The 17,945-nt window shown below is 41.9% G+C and carries 13 protein-coding genes; 5 read left to right on the top strand and 8 right to left on the bottom strand.

Translation table 11 applies throughout. The annotated features are described in order from the left end of the window. Positions 1 to 11: 11 nt before the first annotated feature. Complete coding sequence (locus R7Z78_RS17930) at positions 12 to 734, bottom strand: sulfite exporter TauE/SafE family protein (protein WP_042520743.1); 723 nt, start codon at positions 732 to 734, stop codon at positions 12 to 14. 444 nt (positions 735 to 1,178) lie between these two features. On the opposite strand from R7Z78_RS17930, the gene R7Z78_RS17925 reads away from it, so the two are divergent. After that, complete coding sequence (locus tag R7Z78_RS17925; protein ID WP_005376513.1) at positions 1,179 to 1,709, top strand: prepilin-type N-terminal cleavage/methylation domain-containing protein; 531 nt, start codon at positions 1,179 to 1,181, stop codon at positions 1,707 to 1,709. A gap of 49 nt (positions 1,710 to 1,758) precedes the next feature. On the opposite strand, the gene R7Z78_RS17920 is transcribed toward R7Z78_RS17925, so the two are convergent. Continuing rightward, positions 1,759 to 2,739 (bottom strand): chemotaxis protein, encoded by a 981-nt coding sequence (locus R7Z78_RS17920; protein ID WP_025998672.1) that lies wholly within the window; start codon positions 2,737 to 2,739, stop codon positions 1,759 to 1,761. A 683-nt stretch (positions 2,740 to 3,422) separates the two neighbouring features. On the opposite strand from R7Z78_RS17920, the gene R7Z78_RS17915 reads away from it, so the two are divergent. Further along, positions 3,423 to 4,031 (top strand): response regulator transcription factor, encoded by a 609-nt coding sequence (locus R7Z78_RS17915; RefSeq protein ID WP_169644066.1) that lies wholly within the window; start codon positions 3,423 to 3,425, stop codon positions 4,029 to 4,031. 1 nt (position 4,032) lies between these two features. Here R7Z78_RS17915 and R7Z78_RS17910 read toward each other — a convergent pair whose 3' ends face one another. The 5 genes from R7Z78_RS17910 to R7Z78_RS17890 all read right to left on the bottom strand — a co-directional run bounded on the left by R7Z78_RS17910 (position 4,033) and on the right by R7Z78_RS17890 (position 11,862). Continuing rightward, on the bottom strand, positions 4,033 to 4,920 hold the full coding sequence (locus R7Z78_RS17910) for a LysR family transcriptional regulator (protein ID WP_104976137.1): 888 nt from the start codon (positions 4,918 to 4,920) through the stop codon (positions 4,033 to 4,035). A 157-nt stretch (positions 4,921 to 5,077) separates the two neighbouring features. Next, positions 5,078 to 6,448, bottom strand: coding sequence for a GGDEF domain-containing protein (locus R7Z78_RS17905; protein WP_169644064.1), 1,371 nt, complete (start codon positions 6,446 to 6,448; stop codon positions 5,078 to 5,080). Between the two features lie 9 nt (positions 6,449 to 6,457). Then, complete coding sequence (locus tag R7Z78_RS17900) at positions 6,458 to 7,054, bottom strand: response regulator transcription factor (RefSeq protein WP_017635347.1); 597 nt, start codon at positions 7,052 to 7,054, stop codon at positions 6,458 to 6,460. Then, complete coding sequence (locus tag R7Z78_RS17895) at positions 7,047 to 8,213, bottom strand: EAL domain-containing protein (RefSeq protein ID WP_017821555.1); 1,167 nt, start codon at positions 8,211 to 8,213, stop codon at positions 7,047 to 7,049. Before R7Z78_RS17895 ends, R7Z78_RS17900 begins: the two co-directional genes overlap by 8 nt. Continuing rightward, a complete protein-coding gene (locus R7Z78_RS17890) occupies positions 8,197 to 11,862 on the bottom strand; it encodes an ATP-binding protein (protein ID WP_104976139.1) in 3,666 nt (1,221 codons plus the stop codon). Before R7Z78_RS17890 ends, R7Z78_RS17895 begins: the two co-directional genes overlap by 17 nt. A 447-nt stretch (positions 11,863 to 12,309) precedes the next feature. Between R7Z78_RS17890 and ylqF the strand changes: the two genes are divergently transcribed. Both ylqF and cqsA read left to right on the top strand, forming a co-directional pair. After that, positions 12,310 to 13,254, top strand: coding sequence for a ribosome biogenesis GTPase YlqF (ylqF, locus tag R7Z78_RS17885; protein WP_005376521.1), 945 nt, complete (start codon positions 12,310 to 12,312; stop codon positions 13,252 to 13,254). 336 nt (positions 13,255 to 13,590) lie between these two features. Next, positions 13,591 to 14,772 (top strand): alpha-hydroxyketone-type quorum-sensing autoinducer synthase, encoded by a 1,182-nt coding sequence (gene cqsA / locus R7Z78_RS17880; protein WP_104976140.1) that lies wholly within the window; start codon positions 13,591 to 13,593, stop codon positions 14,770 to 14,772. A gap of 103 nt (positions 14,773 to 14,875) precedes the next feature. On the opposite strand, the gene R7Z78_RS17875 is transcribed toward cqsA, so the two are convergent. Then, positions 14,876 to 16,921: a response regulator gene (locus R7Z78_RS17875; RefSeq protein ID WP_064369289.1), complete on the bottom strand. Its 2,046-nt coding sequence runs from the start codon at positions 16,919 to 16,921 to the stop codon at positions 14,876 to 14,878. A 363-nt stretch (positions 16,922 to 17,284) separates the two neighbouring features. On the opposite strand from R7Z78_RS17875, the gene R7Z78_RS17870 reads away from it, so the two are divergent. Next, the gene (locus R7Z78_RS17870; RefSeq protein ID WP_104976141.1) at positions 17,285 to 17,902 is read left to right on the top strand and encodes an HAD family hydrolase; all 618 of its coding nucleotides are present in this window, start codon (positions 17,285 to 17,287) and stop codon (positions 17,900 to 17,902) included. The last annotated feature ends 43 nt before the right edge of the window (positions 17,903 to 17,945 follow it).

Raw genomic sequence — 17,945 nt, 5'->3', positions numbered from 1 at the left:
TGCAGATGGCATTATTGGCTCAACGCTTGTACGACGGCGGTAAAGCCACTTACAAAACACAACATAAGCGCCCCAAACCGAATCTTTTCTTTTGGTAACGACTGGGTAGTTTTCATTGCTAGCCAGTAACCAAGCGCCGCAGCAGGTAATAGAGGAATAGTAATGACCAAATGATGCAATGTGAAGAAGCCCACTGGGATTTGTACTATTAGTGAAATAATCGAACTGAAAACAAAAAAAGCCGATAAATTACCGCGTAACTGATTCGCTTCTTGATGCTGCAACAATAACGCCATCGGAGGGCCTCCAATCGCAGAACTGGTACCAAACAACCCAGAAAAGAAACCAGCACATGTCATACGCGAAGGCGTAGGCTCAACCCGAAACGGTAAAACACTCACCACGACTGCAAACAGCACCAACAAACCAATCCAAAGCGTGAGAGTTTGTGTAGATACAAAAAAGAGTAGCAAGCCACCAGCAATTGATCCCGGCACTCGCCCAATCAACGCCATCTTTAAACCGCCGATTTCAACACTACTGCGGTGCTTCATCGCATTCATCAACGAAATAAATAACGCGACTAAACAGATTGGCGCAGGAACATATTCTGGTGCCCAAAGAATCAGTAAAGGTGCGGCAACAATAGCCAAGCCAAAACCGATTGCGGTCTGGACATAAGAGCCAAGAAATATCAAACCTATTGCAAGGAAGTTTATCGAATCGAATTCCATTTAGATTATTCTTATATTTGAAAAATAAACACAAAACCAAAGCACATTCGCATGATGAATACCTCAGGCATACTGCGATATGAATTCCGCGTAGCATTCATCAAAGTGAATAAAAAGACAATCCATTTGTGCGGTTCGCCCTCATTTGCATTTTGTATTTCATTCCGCTGATGTACATGTTTGCTTACATCGAAGAGGATTCATGCTCGCCTGTTCACGCAGCATTTCTTCAGCGGAATTAATGACCTCTTAAAATCTAGCCGAATTAGACCCGTGAATTCTCCGTAGCATTTAATGGATTCAGTCAATTAGTGCGGCGTCGGTATAGCACTTTACAACTCACCTCTTTATACTATTGATCGATTTATCATTACCGTACTTATTTACACAATAAACAAGTGTACGGTCAGTGTTTTTCTACCTTTAACTTGCTGTGAAAATAATATGAAAAAACAAACGGGATTTACTCTAATAGAGTTAGTCGTAGTTATTGTCGTGCTCGGTATTCTTGCTGTCACTGCCGCGCCACGCTTTTTAAACCTTCAAAGTGATGCACGTGAAGCTCGTTTGGAAGGAATGAAAGGCGCTATTGCGTCAGCATTAGGCGTCGGTTATGGGAAAATGGCGATTGCGGGATTGGAAAGCAAGCCTTACGTTTCAAACTTCGTAGACAGTGCTTTAATGGCAGATTTACCATTTGACGGCTGTAATATTGGTGGTTCAAAGCGCTGTGTTTTTTTATATGGATATCCTGATTCTGATAGCGAATCGATGAAGTTACTCGTGCAAGGACTGAACGAAGAAGACTCGGATTGGAAAACATTTCATCACCCGGCTGGTTCAACAACTCGCGAAATGGTCATTGCTGCAGCCGACGAAAAAAGAGCTAGCCTTACACAATGTGGAATTTTATATGGGCCACCGCAGACTCCAAACGAGAGTTACACCTTAGATATTCTTCCCTGCCCTCAATAAAAATAAGGCTGCCAATCGGCAGCCTTATTTGTTTCATCTGATCGGTTTTTTACGCAAAGTTAAACACGTATTTATCCATCATATTCACCATGCGGCCAATCTCTGGCTTGGTAATCGTATCATTTGCGCCAAGAGATAGTGCTTTCGCTCGGTTATCCTCACTCATCAATGACGAGAACATAATGATCGGCATTTCATGAAACGCTTCGGTATCGCGTAGTCTCTTCACTAAGTGCATACCATCCATTCGAGGCATTTCTACGTCCGTAACCACCGCATCTAATAGCTCTTTAACTGGCAAGTTTTCTTCTTTCGCAACCTCGATCAAGCTCATCAACTTCTCATGCGCCTCACCACCGTCTTTACATGTGATCACATTGTAGCCTGAAGAAGCTAATGTATCTTGGATCAAAGAGCGAATAAATGCTGAGTCATCCACCACCATGATCGTTTTAGCATTACGCTTACCGACCATTCTCTGGTTGAGATCCACCGACTTGTCCCCTTTCACATCGTATTTTTCCATACTCAGTTCTGGGTTGATGTCTGCGATGATTTTTTCAAAGTCGAGAATCATGATCAGGTTGCCTTCTTTACGGACAACGGCTACTACACAATCTTGTTCGCCCGCTTCCAAAAACTGACTTGGTGATTCCACATCATTCCAAGAAATACGATGAATACGCGAAATGCTGTCAATTAAGAAGCCATTGGTCATTTTGTTGAAATCCGTAACGATTACAAACTTGCGCTCCAGATCTTGTCGTGTTGGCACACCTAACCAACCAGCTAAATCCACTAAAGGCGTCAGTACATCTCTGGATGAGAACACACCAATCATATGAGGTTGTGCGTTTGGATAATCGGTTGTTTCTGGCACGCGAATCACTTCTCGTACTTTCGCAACGTTAATGCCGTAATAACAAGTTTTTGTGCTGCCATCTGGCAATGTTTTTTCTAAATGAAACTCGATGATTTCAAGCTCATTGGTACCACTTTCTGTCAAAATGGTGCTGGTTACGTTACTCATAAAGCCAATTATCCAACCAAAAATACGCATCAGAAAAGTTTGATGCAAACGCCATGAGAAGCCGTTCTCTGGCTAAAAATCCAAAAGTCCTTTTTAGTCGTTACAACAAAATTTGTAAACCATCAAAAGGACGGCTAACGCACATTTCCATACCAAACCATGTAAAATTGTCTCATTTTTGAACACGACATTATGAGTGGCCAAAGTGCGAATTAACACCTCCACTTTTAGCGGCAGAGTCAATGAAAAGTTTAGAAATAATTTGAAGTGATGTTCAGCGTCAATAGCCAAACCTATCTAACAGATATCAGTACAAAGTTGGCTAGCGTGCTCATACCTGGTGTAGAACAAGCTCTCTTCAAGTGGCTTGGTATAAAACTGCGCTTGCTAACACACGGGTTTAAATCGAAGCGCTAGAAACATCACAAGAAAATCTGAAGGCATAGAACACTGAAAGAATACTTTCAGTTTGTTAGTTTTCTGTCAGCGTAAGTTTTAAGCAATTATCCTATCACTAGGTGCTTCAATACCTGAGCTCGTTATTCCCATAATCAAGACACTGATTTTCATTTTTTGAAAGAGTCATTTTCCTTCCTCTTAGCAAGGTTTTTCCTACAATCCTACTCATCCAATTGCGCTGTCGTCTGACGGCACACTAGTTGAAGTATTAGGTGAGGTTCACTTTGAGTAATGTTCTTATTATTGACGCTCAACCATTGTATAGCGAGGCACTTGCTTCTCTTGTTGAACATGCAATCAATGCTGCTGAAGTAATTCAAACTACTGACAGTGCGGAGATTATGGAGCTTGTTCGCAGTAATAAAATTGATTTGATTATTTTAGATGTAGTGCTTGGTGAACGCGATGGTATGCGTTTAGCCAGAAATATTTTAGCGACCGGTTATCTTGGACGACTGCTATTTATCTCTTCACGAGACTACTCTAGCCTTTCTAAGGCGGCTTACGAAATGGGGGCCAATGGTTTCTTAAATAAAAGTGAACCAAGGAAAAGTATTATTGATGCAATTGCTGGGATTTCTCGAGGTTACTCTATGTTTAAGTCAACTCTGACAACGTCGTCGGGCAACGTAACGCTTTCTAACCGCGAAGCCATTGTTTTCCACTATCTCGTGCAAGGTTACTCAAATAAGAAGATTTCTGAGCAACTATCACTTAGTGCAAAAACCATCAGTACCTACAAAGCACGTATTTTGAAAAAGTACCAAGCAGCATCACTAATTGAGCTACTGAACACCCTTCCTACGTCGAAAAGTTGCGAGTTCTGCAGTTAAGTTATGTACTCACGTATTTTGCAATAGCACCGATTAACAATTGGTGCATTGCATCATAGCGATGTGTTTGCTTCACCTGAACTACAACTTTTGGCCAACCATTGACATATAGACTCTCCGGCACCCTTATAAAAGTGTAACCTTCAATAGGAGCTTGAAACTCAAGCAGTACCGTTGCGGCGCTTTTTTTCTTGAGGAGCTTTAATACACTGCTTACATTGTCCAATGCCGCGATACGTTTGATGACCATTCCATGCTTTTCCATTGCACGTATAAAGAGCTGCTCTTTCTCTTTCCAACCGATAATCTCTAACATGATAAAGGGAAGTTTGGCTGCTTCTTCCAGGGTGGTAATTCCCAGCTCTTCAGGGACAACTACCACAGCAGGCGCATAGCCGATGAACTTCTGATAAACAGATTTCGGAACATCCTCGTTGAAGTAATGTAACTGCGCATCCACTTTGCCTAGGATTATCTCTTCTATCGTATACTCTGTAATCGTTGCTATCGAAATATGCGCCTTAGGAAACAGCGCCATTAAATCCATTGCAAGTAGATGCCCAAATGAGTATTGAGCGGTTTGCGGTAAACAAATGGTGATGTCTTTTTCGTAATTTTCCGGTTCAAACTCATCTCTAATTAGACAAGTTTCAAGCTTCTCGAGTGCATCGGAAATTTTAGGTAATTGACGTTTTAAATAGTCCGTCGGTTCCATGTGGTGAGGATGCCGAATAAACAATTCATCGTTTAGCTGGAGTCGCAATCGGGCAAGGTATTTGCTAATTGACGCTTCGCTCTTCCCCATCGCTTTCGCAACGGGCTTGAGCTGACGGTGCTTATCCAGTAAGACAAGTATTTTAAGTAAGTTTAAGTCGAGATCTTTGTTCACGTGCGACACCAAATGTAAGGTCGAGAATAAAAAGAGCAATCACTATTTGTTGACTGCTCTAATATAAAAGACCACTCATTCTGTTTGGTCAAATTAATCAAACAGTTATGTCATGGTTATGTTCCGTAACTTAACATTGAGTCAATACTAGCGCTGCTTAATGGGACTTTTGTCTGTGTTTTTTCATCTCATAGAGATCTTCATCTGCACGTACAATAACGTCCTGAAGCGTTTCGTGTAATTCATTCGCCGCGATACCAGTACTCACACTAACTTCGATATCCAAGGTATTTAGTCGGTTATCTTTAACGACACTACGAAGCTTCTTCGCCAATATTGAAGATTGACTGATACTGCAACCCGGCAGAATCGCAACAAACTCATCACCACCAGTTCGAACTAGATAATCACTATTTCGAAACACTTTAGACATAGCATCAGCAATAATCCCAATAACTTCGTCCCCTACATGGTGACCGTAATGGTCATTGATTCGCTTGATCCTATCGCCATCTATTGCAATGACGGAATATGGCGCGGTTTCCAAACGACGTTTGAATTCGCTATCTTGAAAGACTCTGCGGTTAAACAATCCCGTTAAATCATCTTTCGTCACGTTCGTCAGTGCTTTCGCGAGGCGAAGTTTGCTCTCTTTAGATTCATAAGCTTTGTTGTAATACGCTAAGGTTACGAAAAAGAAGATGATAAACAAGAACACGTAATCCAATACAATTTTACTGAATGGGTACATGTAAACAATGAGATTGTTGTTGTCTGCGACATATGATTGGGTGTACGCGAATGATGGAAAGGGGTAGCCAGCGAAGTAAATCACCATTTGCTTGTTCCCATTCGCTATTTGAACATCCACCGCTTTCCCATCATTATAAAGCGGCGAGAGGTACAATTGTTCCGAAAACTCTCCCACTAACTCACCTTGAAAGTAAACCGGACTCATGATGCTTATCGCCATGTCATCGGAGTATGTCGTTTTAAATGGTAGGGAAAACAATACCCGGTCCGTCAGTTGCTCTTTCCACGCAGCTAACACACAAGAATAATTACTTTTACACCAATCAACATCAAATGTGGCTTTCACTCCCTCTAACGCTTCAATCGGTCTCTCTAAGATGAGTTTGTTTCCAGTATAAGAACGAAAATACATAACGGCATTTTGTCGATTGAACGCATTTGATAAATACGCTTCAGCCTGATGAAGCGATTTCCGTGCAACAGATTCAACGTAATTGAGTTTTTCATAAGGTGACAGGGAGTAAATCGCATCTTGAAAGCTCAGCTCTGTTTGCGCTTCTACTTCACTCACGCTCATGCCTTTGTATTGCTCGAGTTGCGCTTCCGTCAATAGCCCCATGAGAATTACTTTTTGTTTTATTTTGGCTAAATTATTCGCGTAAGTGTTGAACTGCTTTACTTCATAAGAAATTAACACCGCACCAATCATTGTGACAGAAGTGACGAATAGTAATGTTGCGATGAAAAGAGACAACGCGATACTTTTAAGTGTCATGATGCGGTCTTACGCCCCCGCCACTCTTGTTAGCTCAACAATGTTCTTTACGTTAAATTTATCCAATAGACGGCGTTTGTATGTGCTGACTGTTTTATCACTTATTGATAGCACTGAAGCGATTTCTCTATTGGACTTTCCTTGTAATAAATACTTCATTACTGCACTTTCTCTGCTTGAAAGTTGTGGCATTTCTCGAACGCTGTTAACAACTTGCTTAAATTTGAAGAAGGTATACCCCTTCTCTACCGCTTCTATCGCGTCTTTAAGAATGTCGTGATTTTCCGATTTACACACATAGCCATCAGCGCCAGAACGAAAAGCCATTTGGCTGTACATTTGGCTAGTTTCAGCGGAGAAGAAAATGACTTTGCCTTCATAACCATGGGATTTGATACGTTTGTAGAAATCAAACCCATCGCAATCTGCCAAGTTCACATCTAAGATCAACAGTTGAATTTCTTCCTTTTTCAATATTTGTAATGCCATCTTCGCTGATGTTGCAGTAAATACCCCATTTGTTTTCCCTAACTCTTCCAACAATGACTTGATTGCAACACAAACGAGAGGATGATCGTCAAAGATCAAGTAATTCAATTTATTCATATCTTTCATTTAGTATGGTTATGGCTTCTAGTGGCATGGGTTTATCAATGTAGAAGCCTTGGCAAAGATCAATCCCATACTCACGTATCGCTTGCAGTGTGACTTCGTCTTCAATACCTTCCGCGACCAGTCGTATATTCAAACTTTTCGCTAACGCGCAAATAGCAACAACGATGTTGCGTTTTTTGATGTCGCATTCGACACCTTGTACAAACGAACGATCGATTTTTAACTCGTTGAATGGCAGTTGAGCCAGTTTTTCAAACGTCGATGACCCCGTGCCAAAATCATCTATTGAGACAGTGACACCGTTCATCCTCAACTTGAGTAAATTCTTGTACAGGGACGCGCTAGTCTGAAATGTATCTCGCTCTGTAATTTCAATGGTGATTTGTGATGGGTCAATCTCGCTCTCTAAACATTGCTGTAAAAAGTAATGAGAGAACGCCGTATCTTCTAAGTTTTCATGGTCTACATTGATGGATACGTTTTGCGTCAATCCGCGGTGTTTCATGTCATAGATAACATTACTCAATACAGCTTGAAACAACTCTCCAGAAAGGCGGCAACGCTCTACAATTGGCAAAAAATAATGAGGGGGTAACACACCATAAATAGGATGATTCCAACGCGCGAGCGCTTCATACCCAAGCACTTCCCCACTTTGCACATCGACTAAAGGCTGGTAATAATTTTTCACTCGCCCTTCAGCCAGAGCAAACAGGAATTCTTGATCTTCCACTTCAATAGGTTGAGCAAAGCTGACTTGTTTCGCTTTTTCATCTTTTATTTTACCCAACAAATCAACGACTTCATTTTCATCGTATGGCTTAGGCAGCTTCCCTAATACTTCAAAGCTAAATCCCTCGCACATGGCTCTTACCGCAGAAATAATGGTCAATTCCATTGCACTGACCAGTACAACTTGCCCCTGGTACTGGACTTTATCGAGCATTTCCATCATATCGATGCCGTCTTTTCCGGGCATTTGGATATCACAAAAAATTACGTCAAAATGTTGTTCCTGCACACTCTGAATAGCGGCATCCACACAGTTAAAAGGGATGACTTGCGCGCAATAGCGATCCAATATTTGCGTAAGTATTGTGGTTTGTAGCGGATGGTCATCAATCACCATCACATTAAATTGTGTATTCATTTGTCTCTACCCAATAGTTTATGTTTTCGATCTCCTGCTCGGTTCGTAAAATTAGCTCCGCTGTTCGCCTGTCAAACTCCGCAGCAGTAACTCGTTCTGCCTCAATGCAAAGCTCAGTCAGCATGCTTACCCCTATCGCCCCAACCGCTCCTTTGATGCCATGAATGACCCGTTTTTTGTCTCGCTCAGTCGATGCGGCGTTTAAGTTTTTTATATCTGTAGACATTGATTGACTAAACACGCGCGCAATCTCTTTTGCGTCCTGTGCTTTGAACCGTTTAATCCAGCCGGGCAGCCTACCCCTCTCTTTTTCGCCAATAAATGGAATCAAAACGGTTTTTAATTGATTAAGGTCATAGGGCTTGTAGAGCACATCATCAATGCCGATATCCTGTGTACGTTCAATGGCAAGACGAGCATCTTCTGCTGTCACACCGATGATTGGAATTGCTTTAAATTCGGAGTTTTTCACGTGCCTAACAAGCTCATAGCCATCCATTTCTGGCATATGAAAATCGGTCAGCAGCAACACAACGTTTTCATCTTGGTTGATGTATTCCCATGCTTCGCGGCCGTTATTCACAATGACAGGTTCGATTCCAAGTTCATGAAGCTGCATTGCTATCACACTTTGGTTAATGGGATTATCTTCTGCGACCAGTACCGTGCCGAGAACCCAAGAAACCACTTCTTGATTTACGTCACTAAGCTTGGTTTCTTGCTGCGTTTGGCTGAGCAAATTGAACAATGTATCTGGATATTGAATCTCTCTTAGCGTAAGACTGCCAAGTACCCTTTGTTCGTCACGCAGCATTAGGCCATTAAAACTGGCATCGCTGTCGTGTATAGGGTGAAGGTTCGCCACCATTGTTTTTAACGTCGCTGGACGCATTTTCCACGCGTCACACCACTGGCGAATATTAAGTGGTAAGCTCTCGCTATACGTCCAGTTCAAACAAACGTCTGGCTCAGAGTCGCAATGCTCAATTGGCAGTCTGACAGTAATCGTCGTGCCCAAGCCAAATTGTGAATCGATGTAGAGCACGCCGCCCATGCAGTCGATCAATCGGTCAACAATGCTTAGCCCCAATCCAGTACCGCCATATTTACGCGTAATAGTGTCATCCGCTTGAACAAAAGGATTGAGAATGCCTTCGAGTTGGTCATCCGTCATGCCGATACCTGAATCCGCCACTTTCAAAATAAGCTGCTTTTCATGAAGAATGACACTGATTCCAACCTCTCCTTCGGCAGTGAATTTCACCGCATTGGAGAGTAGATTGGTGGTAATTTGCACCAATCGCAGCGCGTCGATTTCAATGAAAGCATTCGAAAATGGTTTGATTGTCACTTTGTAATCCAAACCTTTCGCAAGCGCTCGTGGTTCAAAGCTTCGAAACACATCGCACAAGGTTTTAAGCAAGTCGGTCTTAACTGGGGCGACGGTTAAGTGCCCTGCCTCTAACTTTGAATAATCCAGTACTTCGTCTACTAGCGTATTCAAATGATTGAGCGAGCGTATGGCTTGGGCAATTAACTCGCGATTTGAATCTGCCGTCACTTGGCGATTTAGCAAATCGAGGATGCCGTGTGCTGCCGACAATGGCGTTCTTAATTCGTGACTCATGGTTGCCAAAAAGTTTTCGCGCGCACGTACCGCGGTTTGCGCTTCTTTTTGCGCATCGATTAACGCCTGCTCACGTTCTTTTTGCTGGGTAATATCTTGAATAACAGTCAGTACAAACTTGTTCTTACCGCTAGGAGAAGCGATGACTTTGCGTTCTCGATATACATGTTTAATATCAAGTTCACAGCCCGACGAGGCAACCTCTTCTGAAATACGCTTTCCAGCGATAACAGTGGTTAGTTCATCAAAATTATTCACCAGAGGAGCGTGCGCAGAATCACTTTTCAACTTACATTGTTGGCACTGTTTACTGTTGTAGTTGGCACAATTGCTCATCTCCATATGGTTATTTTCACTATGGATAAAAACCAAGCTATTGATCTCTTTGATGATGTCCATCAGCCATTGCTTTTCCGCTTCCTCATTGTCAGCATTAAATTCGGCTAACCTCACTTTAAGTCGCATGTGAGATAAGATGAAATACGCCGCAATTAACATGAGACAGAATATGAATGAACCAGCAACAACAAATGTAGCGATCTGCTCCGCGTCATAGCCATAAGTCAGTTTGAAGCTTCGGTGAGAACGCAGCAGTTTTTCGATCTCGTTAGAATCAATGGTTTCGATGATGCTGTTCAACATGTGTTGAAGTTGTGTATTGTGGTTTGCAACCGCAAATGCATTAGAGAACGTCAAAACGTCCTCCGCATTGATCACCAAGCCATCGACTTGATCTTGTGCAATCATGTTGTGAACGATGTCGTCAGGAATGTAAGCCACATCCAAAACGCCCGATTTCAAATCGGTAAGCAGCTTTTTCAAATCATCATAATGATCAACTTGGCCTTGCTGCCAAGTGCCCAAATGAACTAACCCTTGCTTTTTCAAAGTGAGCAGAATACCCGCTTCTTTCAGTGCAGATTTATCGCGCTTGCTCTGCTCCGCTTGGATAGCCACGTAATTACTGTGCATGAATGGTTTAGTGAACAACCAATCTGACTTAGGTAGCTCACCCACATAAGAGATGGGGACTATATCGGCATCAAATGCCGTTAATCCATTTGAAAGGCTCGACGTCGGCTTCACATACTTAAAGCTCAAGCCAGTACGAGACTGCAATAAGTCGACAAAATCTGGAAAGAAGCCATCTAACTCGCCCGTTTGCGAATCTCGGTAGAGAAACGGATAAGCTTCGTCACTGCTGCTGTAAGTTATCACTAGTTTGTTTTGATGATTACGTCGGTAATCTACCAATAACTTATCACTGATATGGTAAGGATTTTTCGAGGCGACGGAGCGAATGTTTTTTCCATTTTGCTCCCACTGAAGGATTTTGTTGATGTCATCGATCAGACTCTGTTTGTCCAACGAAGCGATAAAACTCACCTCTTCGTTTTTCAACCAACTGGGAATATCGACAACCCCTTTTACAATGTCATTCAAATCCAAATATTGGGTAATACCAACATAAGTGTAAATCAGCGCGTTCGCTTTACCTCGCTTAACTTCATTAAACGCCTCTAAACGTGTTTTAACATAATGTATCTTATCGATACCACGTTCAGTGAGGTTGTCACAATACACACTGCCCTCAACACACACCCATTTAAGATCACGCGCATCACTATCTCGGTAAGTGGCATTCCGATACCAAACAGCGATAGTGCTCGAAAAGAAAGGCATCGAAAACAAGAAACGCTTTTCTCTTGCTGCTGTTTTACTAAATCCAACCGCACCATCAATCTTCTTGCTTTCGACATCCGCAAGTAAAGACGGAATATGCTTGTAAGTCCGAAGTTCTAACTCATAATCCAAAGCTTTAGTAATGTTAGACAAATACTCAAGACTAATTCCGTACGAAGGACCAACGCTACCGTCAAACGAGTCTTTAGCTTCGTCTTGCGCAATAACACCAACGATGACCTTCGGTTTAGGACTCTGTTTGGCAGTTGAGCAAAAAGAACTCGCTAAAAAAATTAAGGCGACGGACGATACCGTAATACTTCTAAGAATACTGAGCATGACTGCTTCCTCTGAATGGAAGCTCAGACTAGTTTTTGTCAGATAAAAGTCAAACTTAGCTCAATAGTGAAATAAAAATAACACTCTGATATAAAAGTAAAAAACCAAAATTCGTCAGAACAATCTGACAACACAATCCACCTTTGACTACACAGCGTTTGCGTTCGGTCTCTCACCCAGACGGATATTCACTGCGAGTCGGTATACATAAGGGATGTGTGCTTTTAGGTTTGCACGCCATAGCTTTTTACTTTCATCTTGAATGATTCATCATCATTCCATGATAAACTGGCGTATTAACATGAAAGAAAGCTCAACTCCGCGGTTTCGAGCAGCTTGAAGTAAACACAGTTTTAGAAAATGCGTTCTAGTATTGTATTACTCAAGACTCACATTGCTACTTTTACAACCGCTGGAGCATTAGAAAAATTAAGGTATTAAATTCAAATGGTTAATAACTCAATCCAGTGGTTTCCTGGCCACATGCACAAAGCACGTAAAGAGATCGAAGAAGCAATCCCTCAAGTGGATGTGATCATCGAAGTACTGGATGCTCGTATTCCTTTCAGTAGTGAAAACCCTTTGATTTCTCAAATCCGTGGTGACAAACCTGTCGTTAAAGTTTTGAACAAACGTGATTTGGCCGATCCAGAATTAACTCAACTGTGGATTGAGCACTTGGAGCAAGAGCAACATGTAAAAGCAATGGCGATCACGACTTCTGAACCACAAGAAGTGCATCGAATCATGGAGCTTTGCCGCAAACTTGCCCCACACCGAGAAGAAATTGGTAAAAACATTCGCACCATGATCATGGGCATCCCAAACGTTGGAAAGTCGACGATCATTAACACCCTCGCAGGTCGAACAATCGCTGTAACAGGTAACCAACCCGCGGTTACACGTCGTCAACAACGTATCAACCTGCAAAATGGCATCGTATTATCTGATACTCCAGGAATTTTATGGCCAAAAGTGGAAAATCCACACAGTGGCTTCCGCCTTGCGGCTACCGGCGCGGTAAAAGATACAGCGATGGAATATGACGAAGTCGCATTCTATACCATTGAATACCTAGCAGCTCATTATGCAGACAAGCTTAAAGAGCGTTATCAAATTGAAGAGCTTCCAGAATCAGATATCGAGATCATGGAAGAAATTGGTCGTCGCCGCGGTGCACTACGTGCAGGTGGACGTGTTGACTTGCACAAAGTATCAGAGATCTTATTGCACGAACTTCGTCAAGGCACTTTGGGCCAAATTACATTAGAACGCCCAGAAATGATCACTCAAGAGCTGATTGAAGTCGAGATTGAAACCGCCCGTAAAGAAGAAGAGAAAGCGAAGCGGAAAGAAGAGCGTCGTAAGCGCTATTTACGTAATAAGCGATAATTTTGTCTCTTATCTACTCATGTTTCAAGGCGCGATTTTCGCGCCTTTTTTGTTATCTAATGCGCCCATTTTTTTCACTTTTCAAACTTTATATTCCTCATCCAAAATCCAGATATGAAGCACGAAAAAACACCGCAAAATCGCCGTATAAACTTTAAGCACAAACTAGTTTAGACCCCGGGCCCCTATAGAGTTACAGCCACCATCCAACCCTCAAATGTCGAGTTTGCAAGGGTCTGCAAACTTATGCAACCTGGTTAGTGACACTCTCCCCAAAATCCGCAATATGAATAAGTGTCAGCGCTGGCGTTTTTCCATATGAAGAAGAGATTTATTATGAGTGAAACTATACAAAGCAAACCACTTCCCTCCTTTATCGAGGAACGCCTAGATTTTTATATTCAAGATCTAATCGAACCGAATGAGAACAAAAAACACCTTGTTCTTGGTAAACGCCCACCGTGTAATGCCGTTGTCCTGCAAAGCAATGATTACCTTGCACTGTCTCATAACAAGGAGATTCAAAGTGCGCATCGTGATGCGATTTCCCAGCACGATGACAACGTCGTGATGTCCGCGATTTTCTTACAAGACGATGAATCGAAACCTGTATTTGAAACGCAACTAGCCAGTTTCGTTGGTATGCCTAGTTGTCTACTTTCTCAATCTGGTTGGGCTGCGAATGTCGGTTTATTGCAGACTATTTGTGCACCGAACATACCTGTGTACATTGATTTCTTTGCACATATGTCTTTGTGGGAAGGCGCACGTATTGCCGGAGCACAAATTCATCCGTTCATGCATAACAACACCAGCCACCTAAGAAAACAGATTTCACGTCACGGTTCAGGGATCATTGTCGTGGATTCGGTTTACAGCACTATCGGGACCATCGCTCCTCTACGTGATATCTACGAAATAGCACAGGAGTTTGACTGCGGCCTGGTTGTAGATGAATCACACTCTTTAGGTACACACGGTCCACAAGGTGCGGGGATACTGCAGGGTCTTGGCTTAACTCATAAGGTAGATTTTATTACCGTTAGTCTTGCCAAGACATTTGCTTATCGTGCTGGCGCGATTTTAGGCCCAGAAAAACTGGCGAAGACGCTTCCATTTGTGGCGTACCCTGCAATATTTAGTTCTACCGTATTACCGCAAGAGATCATTCGGCTAGAGAAAACACTGGACGTTATAAGAAAATCAGATGATAAGCGAGACATTCTGTTTGAAAGAGCCAAGTCTTTAGCCGTTGGTTTAAAACGCATTGGATTTACTATTCGCAGTGAATCACAAATTATCGCATTAGAATGCGGCAACGAGAGAAACACTGAGCGAGTCCGCGATTTTCTCGAAGAGCGAAATGTTTACGGCGCAGTGTTTTGCCGCCCTGCAACTGGAAGGAACAAAAACATCATCCGTTTTTCAGTCAATGCCGACATGACAGCTGCTGAAGTTGATCATGTACTCACTGTCTGCCAACAAGCATTCGCACACCCTGACTTAGAGTTTGTGTAAGTTAGTGTGTAGATAAAACTAAAGAGCTCAACAGTTTTGCTGAGCTCTTTATTCGTGTTATTCGTTGTGAGCAACTCGCCTCAAGAAAACAAGTCGCGAATGATTAGATCCAGTTTGCGATTTTATCGAACAAGCGATTTTTATCCGCCGGTTTTACGATGAAGTCAGACATACCCGAAGACCCAATTTTGTCCAACGTGACAGGTGAACTATCCCCTGTATGTGCAATAATAGGTACCGACGCATAGTTTTTATCCGAGCTTCGAATTCGCCTAGACGCTTCTACACCATCCATAATTGGCATTTCGATATCCATCAGAATGAGATCAACATCTTCTTGCTCTAGTGTATCCAGAGCCTGCTGCCCGTCTTCTTTCTGAATCACTTCAAAGCCTTGCTTTTCAAGTAACATTGCCGTGAATTTACGCAAAGATTCATTATCATCCACGACCATAATTGTACGCTTATTTGAATTATCTAACGTCACCGAGGCCGTTGGTGTCGATACATAGCTTGAATCATATAAGAGACGCTCAATAGTTGGTTTAGTATTCAATAACCAGGCTTGCGTTTCGATCCAAATAGGTTCATATGCAGCCTTACGTGCTCTCTGAGTCGGATGATGCTCAAAAAGATAAACGATGCGTGCTTCAGTGAAAGACAAGAGAGATTCTAATCTATCCAATTGGTTTGCTCTTGGATCTAAGCTCTCAAGATCGATAAAAATCAGATCGAATTCGAACTCGTACTCTTTCTTTTTGAGTACTTGGTTGGCATCTAAAATCGTCGAGTCAAAGCCCATAAAACGGCTAATATCTGTTACTTTAGACACCAAGATATCTTGGCTAGTCACCGTTAGAATGGTTTTGAGTTTAGTCAGATCGTTTTTGATTTCATTAACGGTATCAGATGTCGTTAGTGGGAAAGTTAATGTAAATTGAGACCACTCCCCTAACTGAGATTGACACTCAATGTTCCCCCCAAATGAACGCATGACTTTTTTACAAAACGGTAGACCCAAACCATAACTTCCTGATTTGCCAGTGGTGTAAAAGTCTTGAAAGATATTGCGTAGAACATCAGGAGCAATGCCAGCACCATTATCGGTTACAACAATTTGATTAAAGCGTTCTGAACTTATCATGGATACATGTATGTGAAAATCTTCAGATTTACGGTGATGGAAGGCATTCTTGAAGAGGTTATACATAACGTATTTAAGTAACGTATCACTACCTAGAAATTCAAACTCACTTCTCGCATCCAGCGATATGGCAAATCGATCAGTGGCACGTTTATAACTGAAGCTTTCAATTGCCTGTTCAACGACCGAGTGAACTGAATATTTTTTGAAGCTAGAACGAGAAACTCGATTTTCATCAATCGAAGTTAGCAATAAATCGATGGTTTCATTACCCGATTGGATAATGTTCATTGCATCCTGACTCACTTCACGTAATAAGGTGACATCCTCTACACTCATGACGTACTGCTCTTTTCCTGCCTCTTTCATGTTGGGCAAGATCGACTGGATAACATCTATTGAAGTGCAAAGCCCACTCAACGGGTTACGCATTTCATGTGCAATCCCTGCCCCGAATGATTTTGCCAGCGAGACTTTCGCTTCATGTTCAACTTGGTTACGAAAATAGAACAAATTACCGAAGACATAAATAAACAGAAAGATTGGCACATGAGTCCAATCCATGGTCAAGTCAAGATGGAACCCTTTTGCAACCCAAGCGAAGAATGTTGCTAAACCTATCCCAGCAAAGGTTTGAGCAAACATGACCCTAGTAACATGAACCAGTAAAATGTGTAAGAAAATTGCAGACATAAACGACATAACCCATACATTGGACCAGTCATTCATCAGTAACATATAAAAAAAGAAAAACGGTAAGCACAGCGTTATCGTCACTTGGTAGTAAATAGGAACATAATCTCTCCAAGTCGATGATAAGCGGTTTCTAAAAATGATGCCGAAAAACAATAACGAGCAAAACAATCTAAGAGGTAAATTTTCATAAGCCTGTGGAAAGGCAAACTCCCAGACAAAGTAGTACAGCGGAAAGCCAAGAAACCCCATCCAGCCAACGAGAGTTAGGTTTGGTTCTGCATATTGATAAACCTTACGTATCGAGTCCATATAATCTGTTTTGCTTACTCCGCCTGACGCACAATAATGTGATTTTGATTCACTTTTATCATTTTATTATTAACTAATTATATATTAATCATCATTTATAAGCAGCGCGAAATGACGTAAACAGCTCGCAATACTTATCTTTAGTTTCAATCTTTTAAGACAGCTGCACTTGATTTACAACCAAATAAACAAAGTTGCATATAGTTTAGTGTAATTTTGCGATAATCGCTCTGTATCCAATTGGATGTTAATCTCATTTTGTTCTAGAAACTTAAGTCGCGCCTTTGGCACGGCTTTCCAACGATTCAAAAACAGCACTCACCGCATATACCGCGGTGGCAAACAATTGGCTTGGGGTGTGTCATGAATTCTTTCCAGATAAAAAATGTCATTTTTGATGTAGGTAATGTATTGGTACGCTGGTCTCCAGTAGAAATCGTTCGCTTAACATTTGGTGGTTCCGTAGAGTCAGAGAAAATGGCTCAGATGCTATTTTCATCACAAATCTGGAAAGATTTAAATAAAGGGACGATCTCCGAAAGGGAAGCAAAACAGCGTTATCAACGTGAACACCAAGTAACGACGGAAGAAATGGACCGCTTCTTTTATTATGTAAAACACACTCAAATACTACTTTACGGCAGTATAGAGCTGTTAAAACGAGTAAAAAGTGCCGGATATGGCGTATATGCGCTCACAGACAACATCAACGAAATTGTGGAACATCTTCGTACTACCTATGAGTTTTGGCCACTGTTTGATGGAGCAATCATCTCTTCTGAAGTTCAATTACTAAAACCACAAGCGGAGATCTACCAAACTCTACTTTCAAAGTATCAGCTTAACCCCGAAGAGACAGTATTTATTGATGACATGCCTTACAATGTTGAAGGTGCCCGAGCAGTTGGCATGGCTGCTATTCAGTTTGAAAATGCTCAGCAATGTGAGCTCGAACTAAAAGCTATGGGGGTTAACTTCTAGAAAGCTTTTAATAAAACATAACGTTAGGGTGCATAAACAAAAA

This window comes from Vibrio sp. 1167 (assembly GCF_033340375.1).
GTDB classification, from domain to species: Bacteria; Pseudomonadota; Gammaproteobacteria; order Enterobacterales; family Vibrionaceae; genus Vibrio; species Vibrio alginolyticus.
The sequence above is the reverse complement of the archived record's forward strand: the minus strand, read 5'-3'. Positions and strand labels throughout refer to the sequence as shown.

Excerpts from the sequence above, each read along its gene's own strand:
- R7Z78_RS17930 (WP_042520743.1), bottom strand. The coding sequence starts at position 734 with ATGGAATTCGATTCGATAAACTTCCTTGCAATAGGTTTGATATTTCTT.
- R7Z78_RS17925 (WP_005376513.1), top strand. The coding sequence starts at position 1,179 with ATGAAAAAACAAACGGGATTTACTCTAATAGAGTTAGTCGTAGTTATT.
- R7Z78_RS17920 (WP_025998672.1), bottom strand. The coding sequence starts at position 2,739 with ATGAGTAACGTAACCAGCACCATTTTGACAGAAAGTGGTACCAATGAG.
- R7Z78_RS17905 (WP_169644064.1), bottom strand. The coding sequence starts at position 6,448 with ATGACACTTAAAAGTATCGCGTTGTCTCTTTTCATCGCAACATTACTA.
- R7Z78_RS17900 (WP_017635347.1), bottom strand. The coding sequence starts at position 7,054 with ATGAATAAATTGAATTACTTGATCTTTGACGATCATCCTCTCGTTTGT.
- R7Z78_RS17895 (WP_017821555.1), bottom strand. The coding sequence starts at position 8,213 with ATGAATACACAATTTAATGTGATGGTGATTGATGACCATCCGCTACAA.
- R7Z78_RS17890 (WP_104976139.1), bottom strand. The coding sequence starts at position 11,862 with ATGCTCAGTATTCTTAGAAGTATTACGGTATCGTCCGTCGCCTTAATT.
- ylqF (WP_005376521.1), top strand. The coding sequence starts at position 12,310 with ATGGTTAATAACTCAATCCAGTGGTTTCCTGGCCACATGCACAAAGCA.
- cqsA (WP_104976140.1), top strand. The coding sequence starts at position 13,591 with ATGAGTGAAACTATACAAAGCAAACCACTTCCCTCCTTTATCGAGGAA.
- R7Z78_RS17875 (WP_064369289.1), bottom strand. The coding sequence starts at position 16,921 with ATGGACTCGATACGTAAGGTTTATCAATATGCAGAACCAAACCTAACT.
- R7Z78_RS17870 (WP_104976141.1), top strand. The coding sequence starts at position 17,285 with ATGAATTCTTTCCAGATAAAAAATGTCATTTTTGATGTAGGTAATGTA.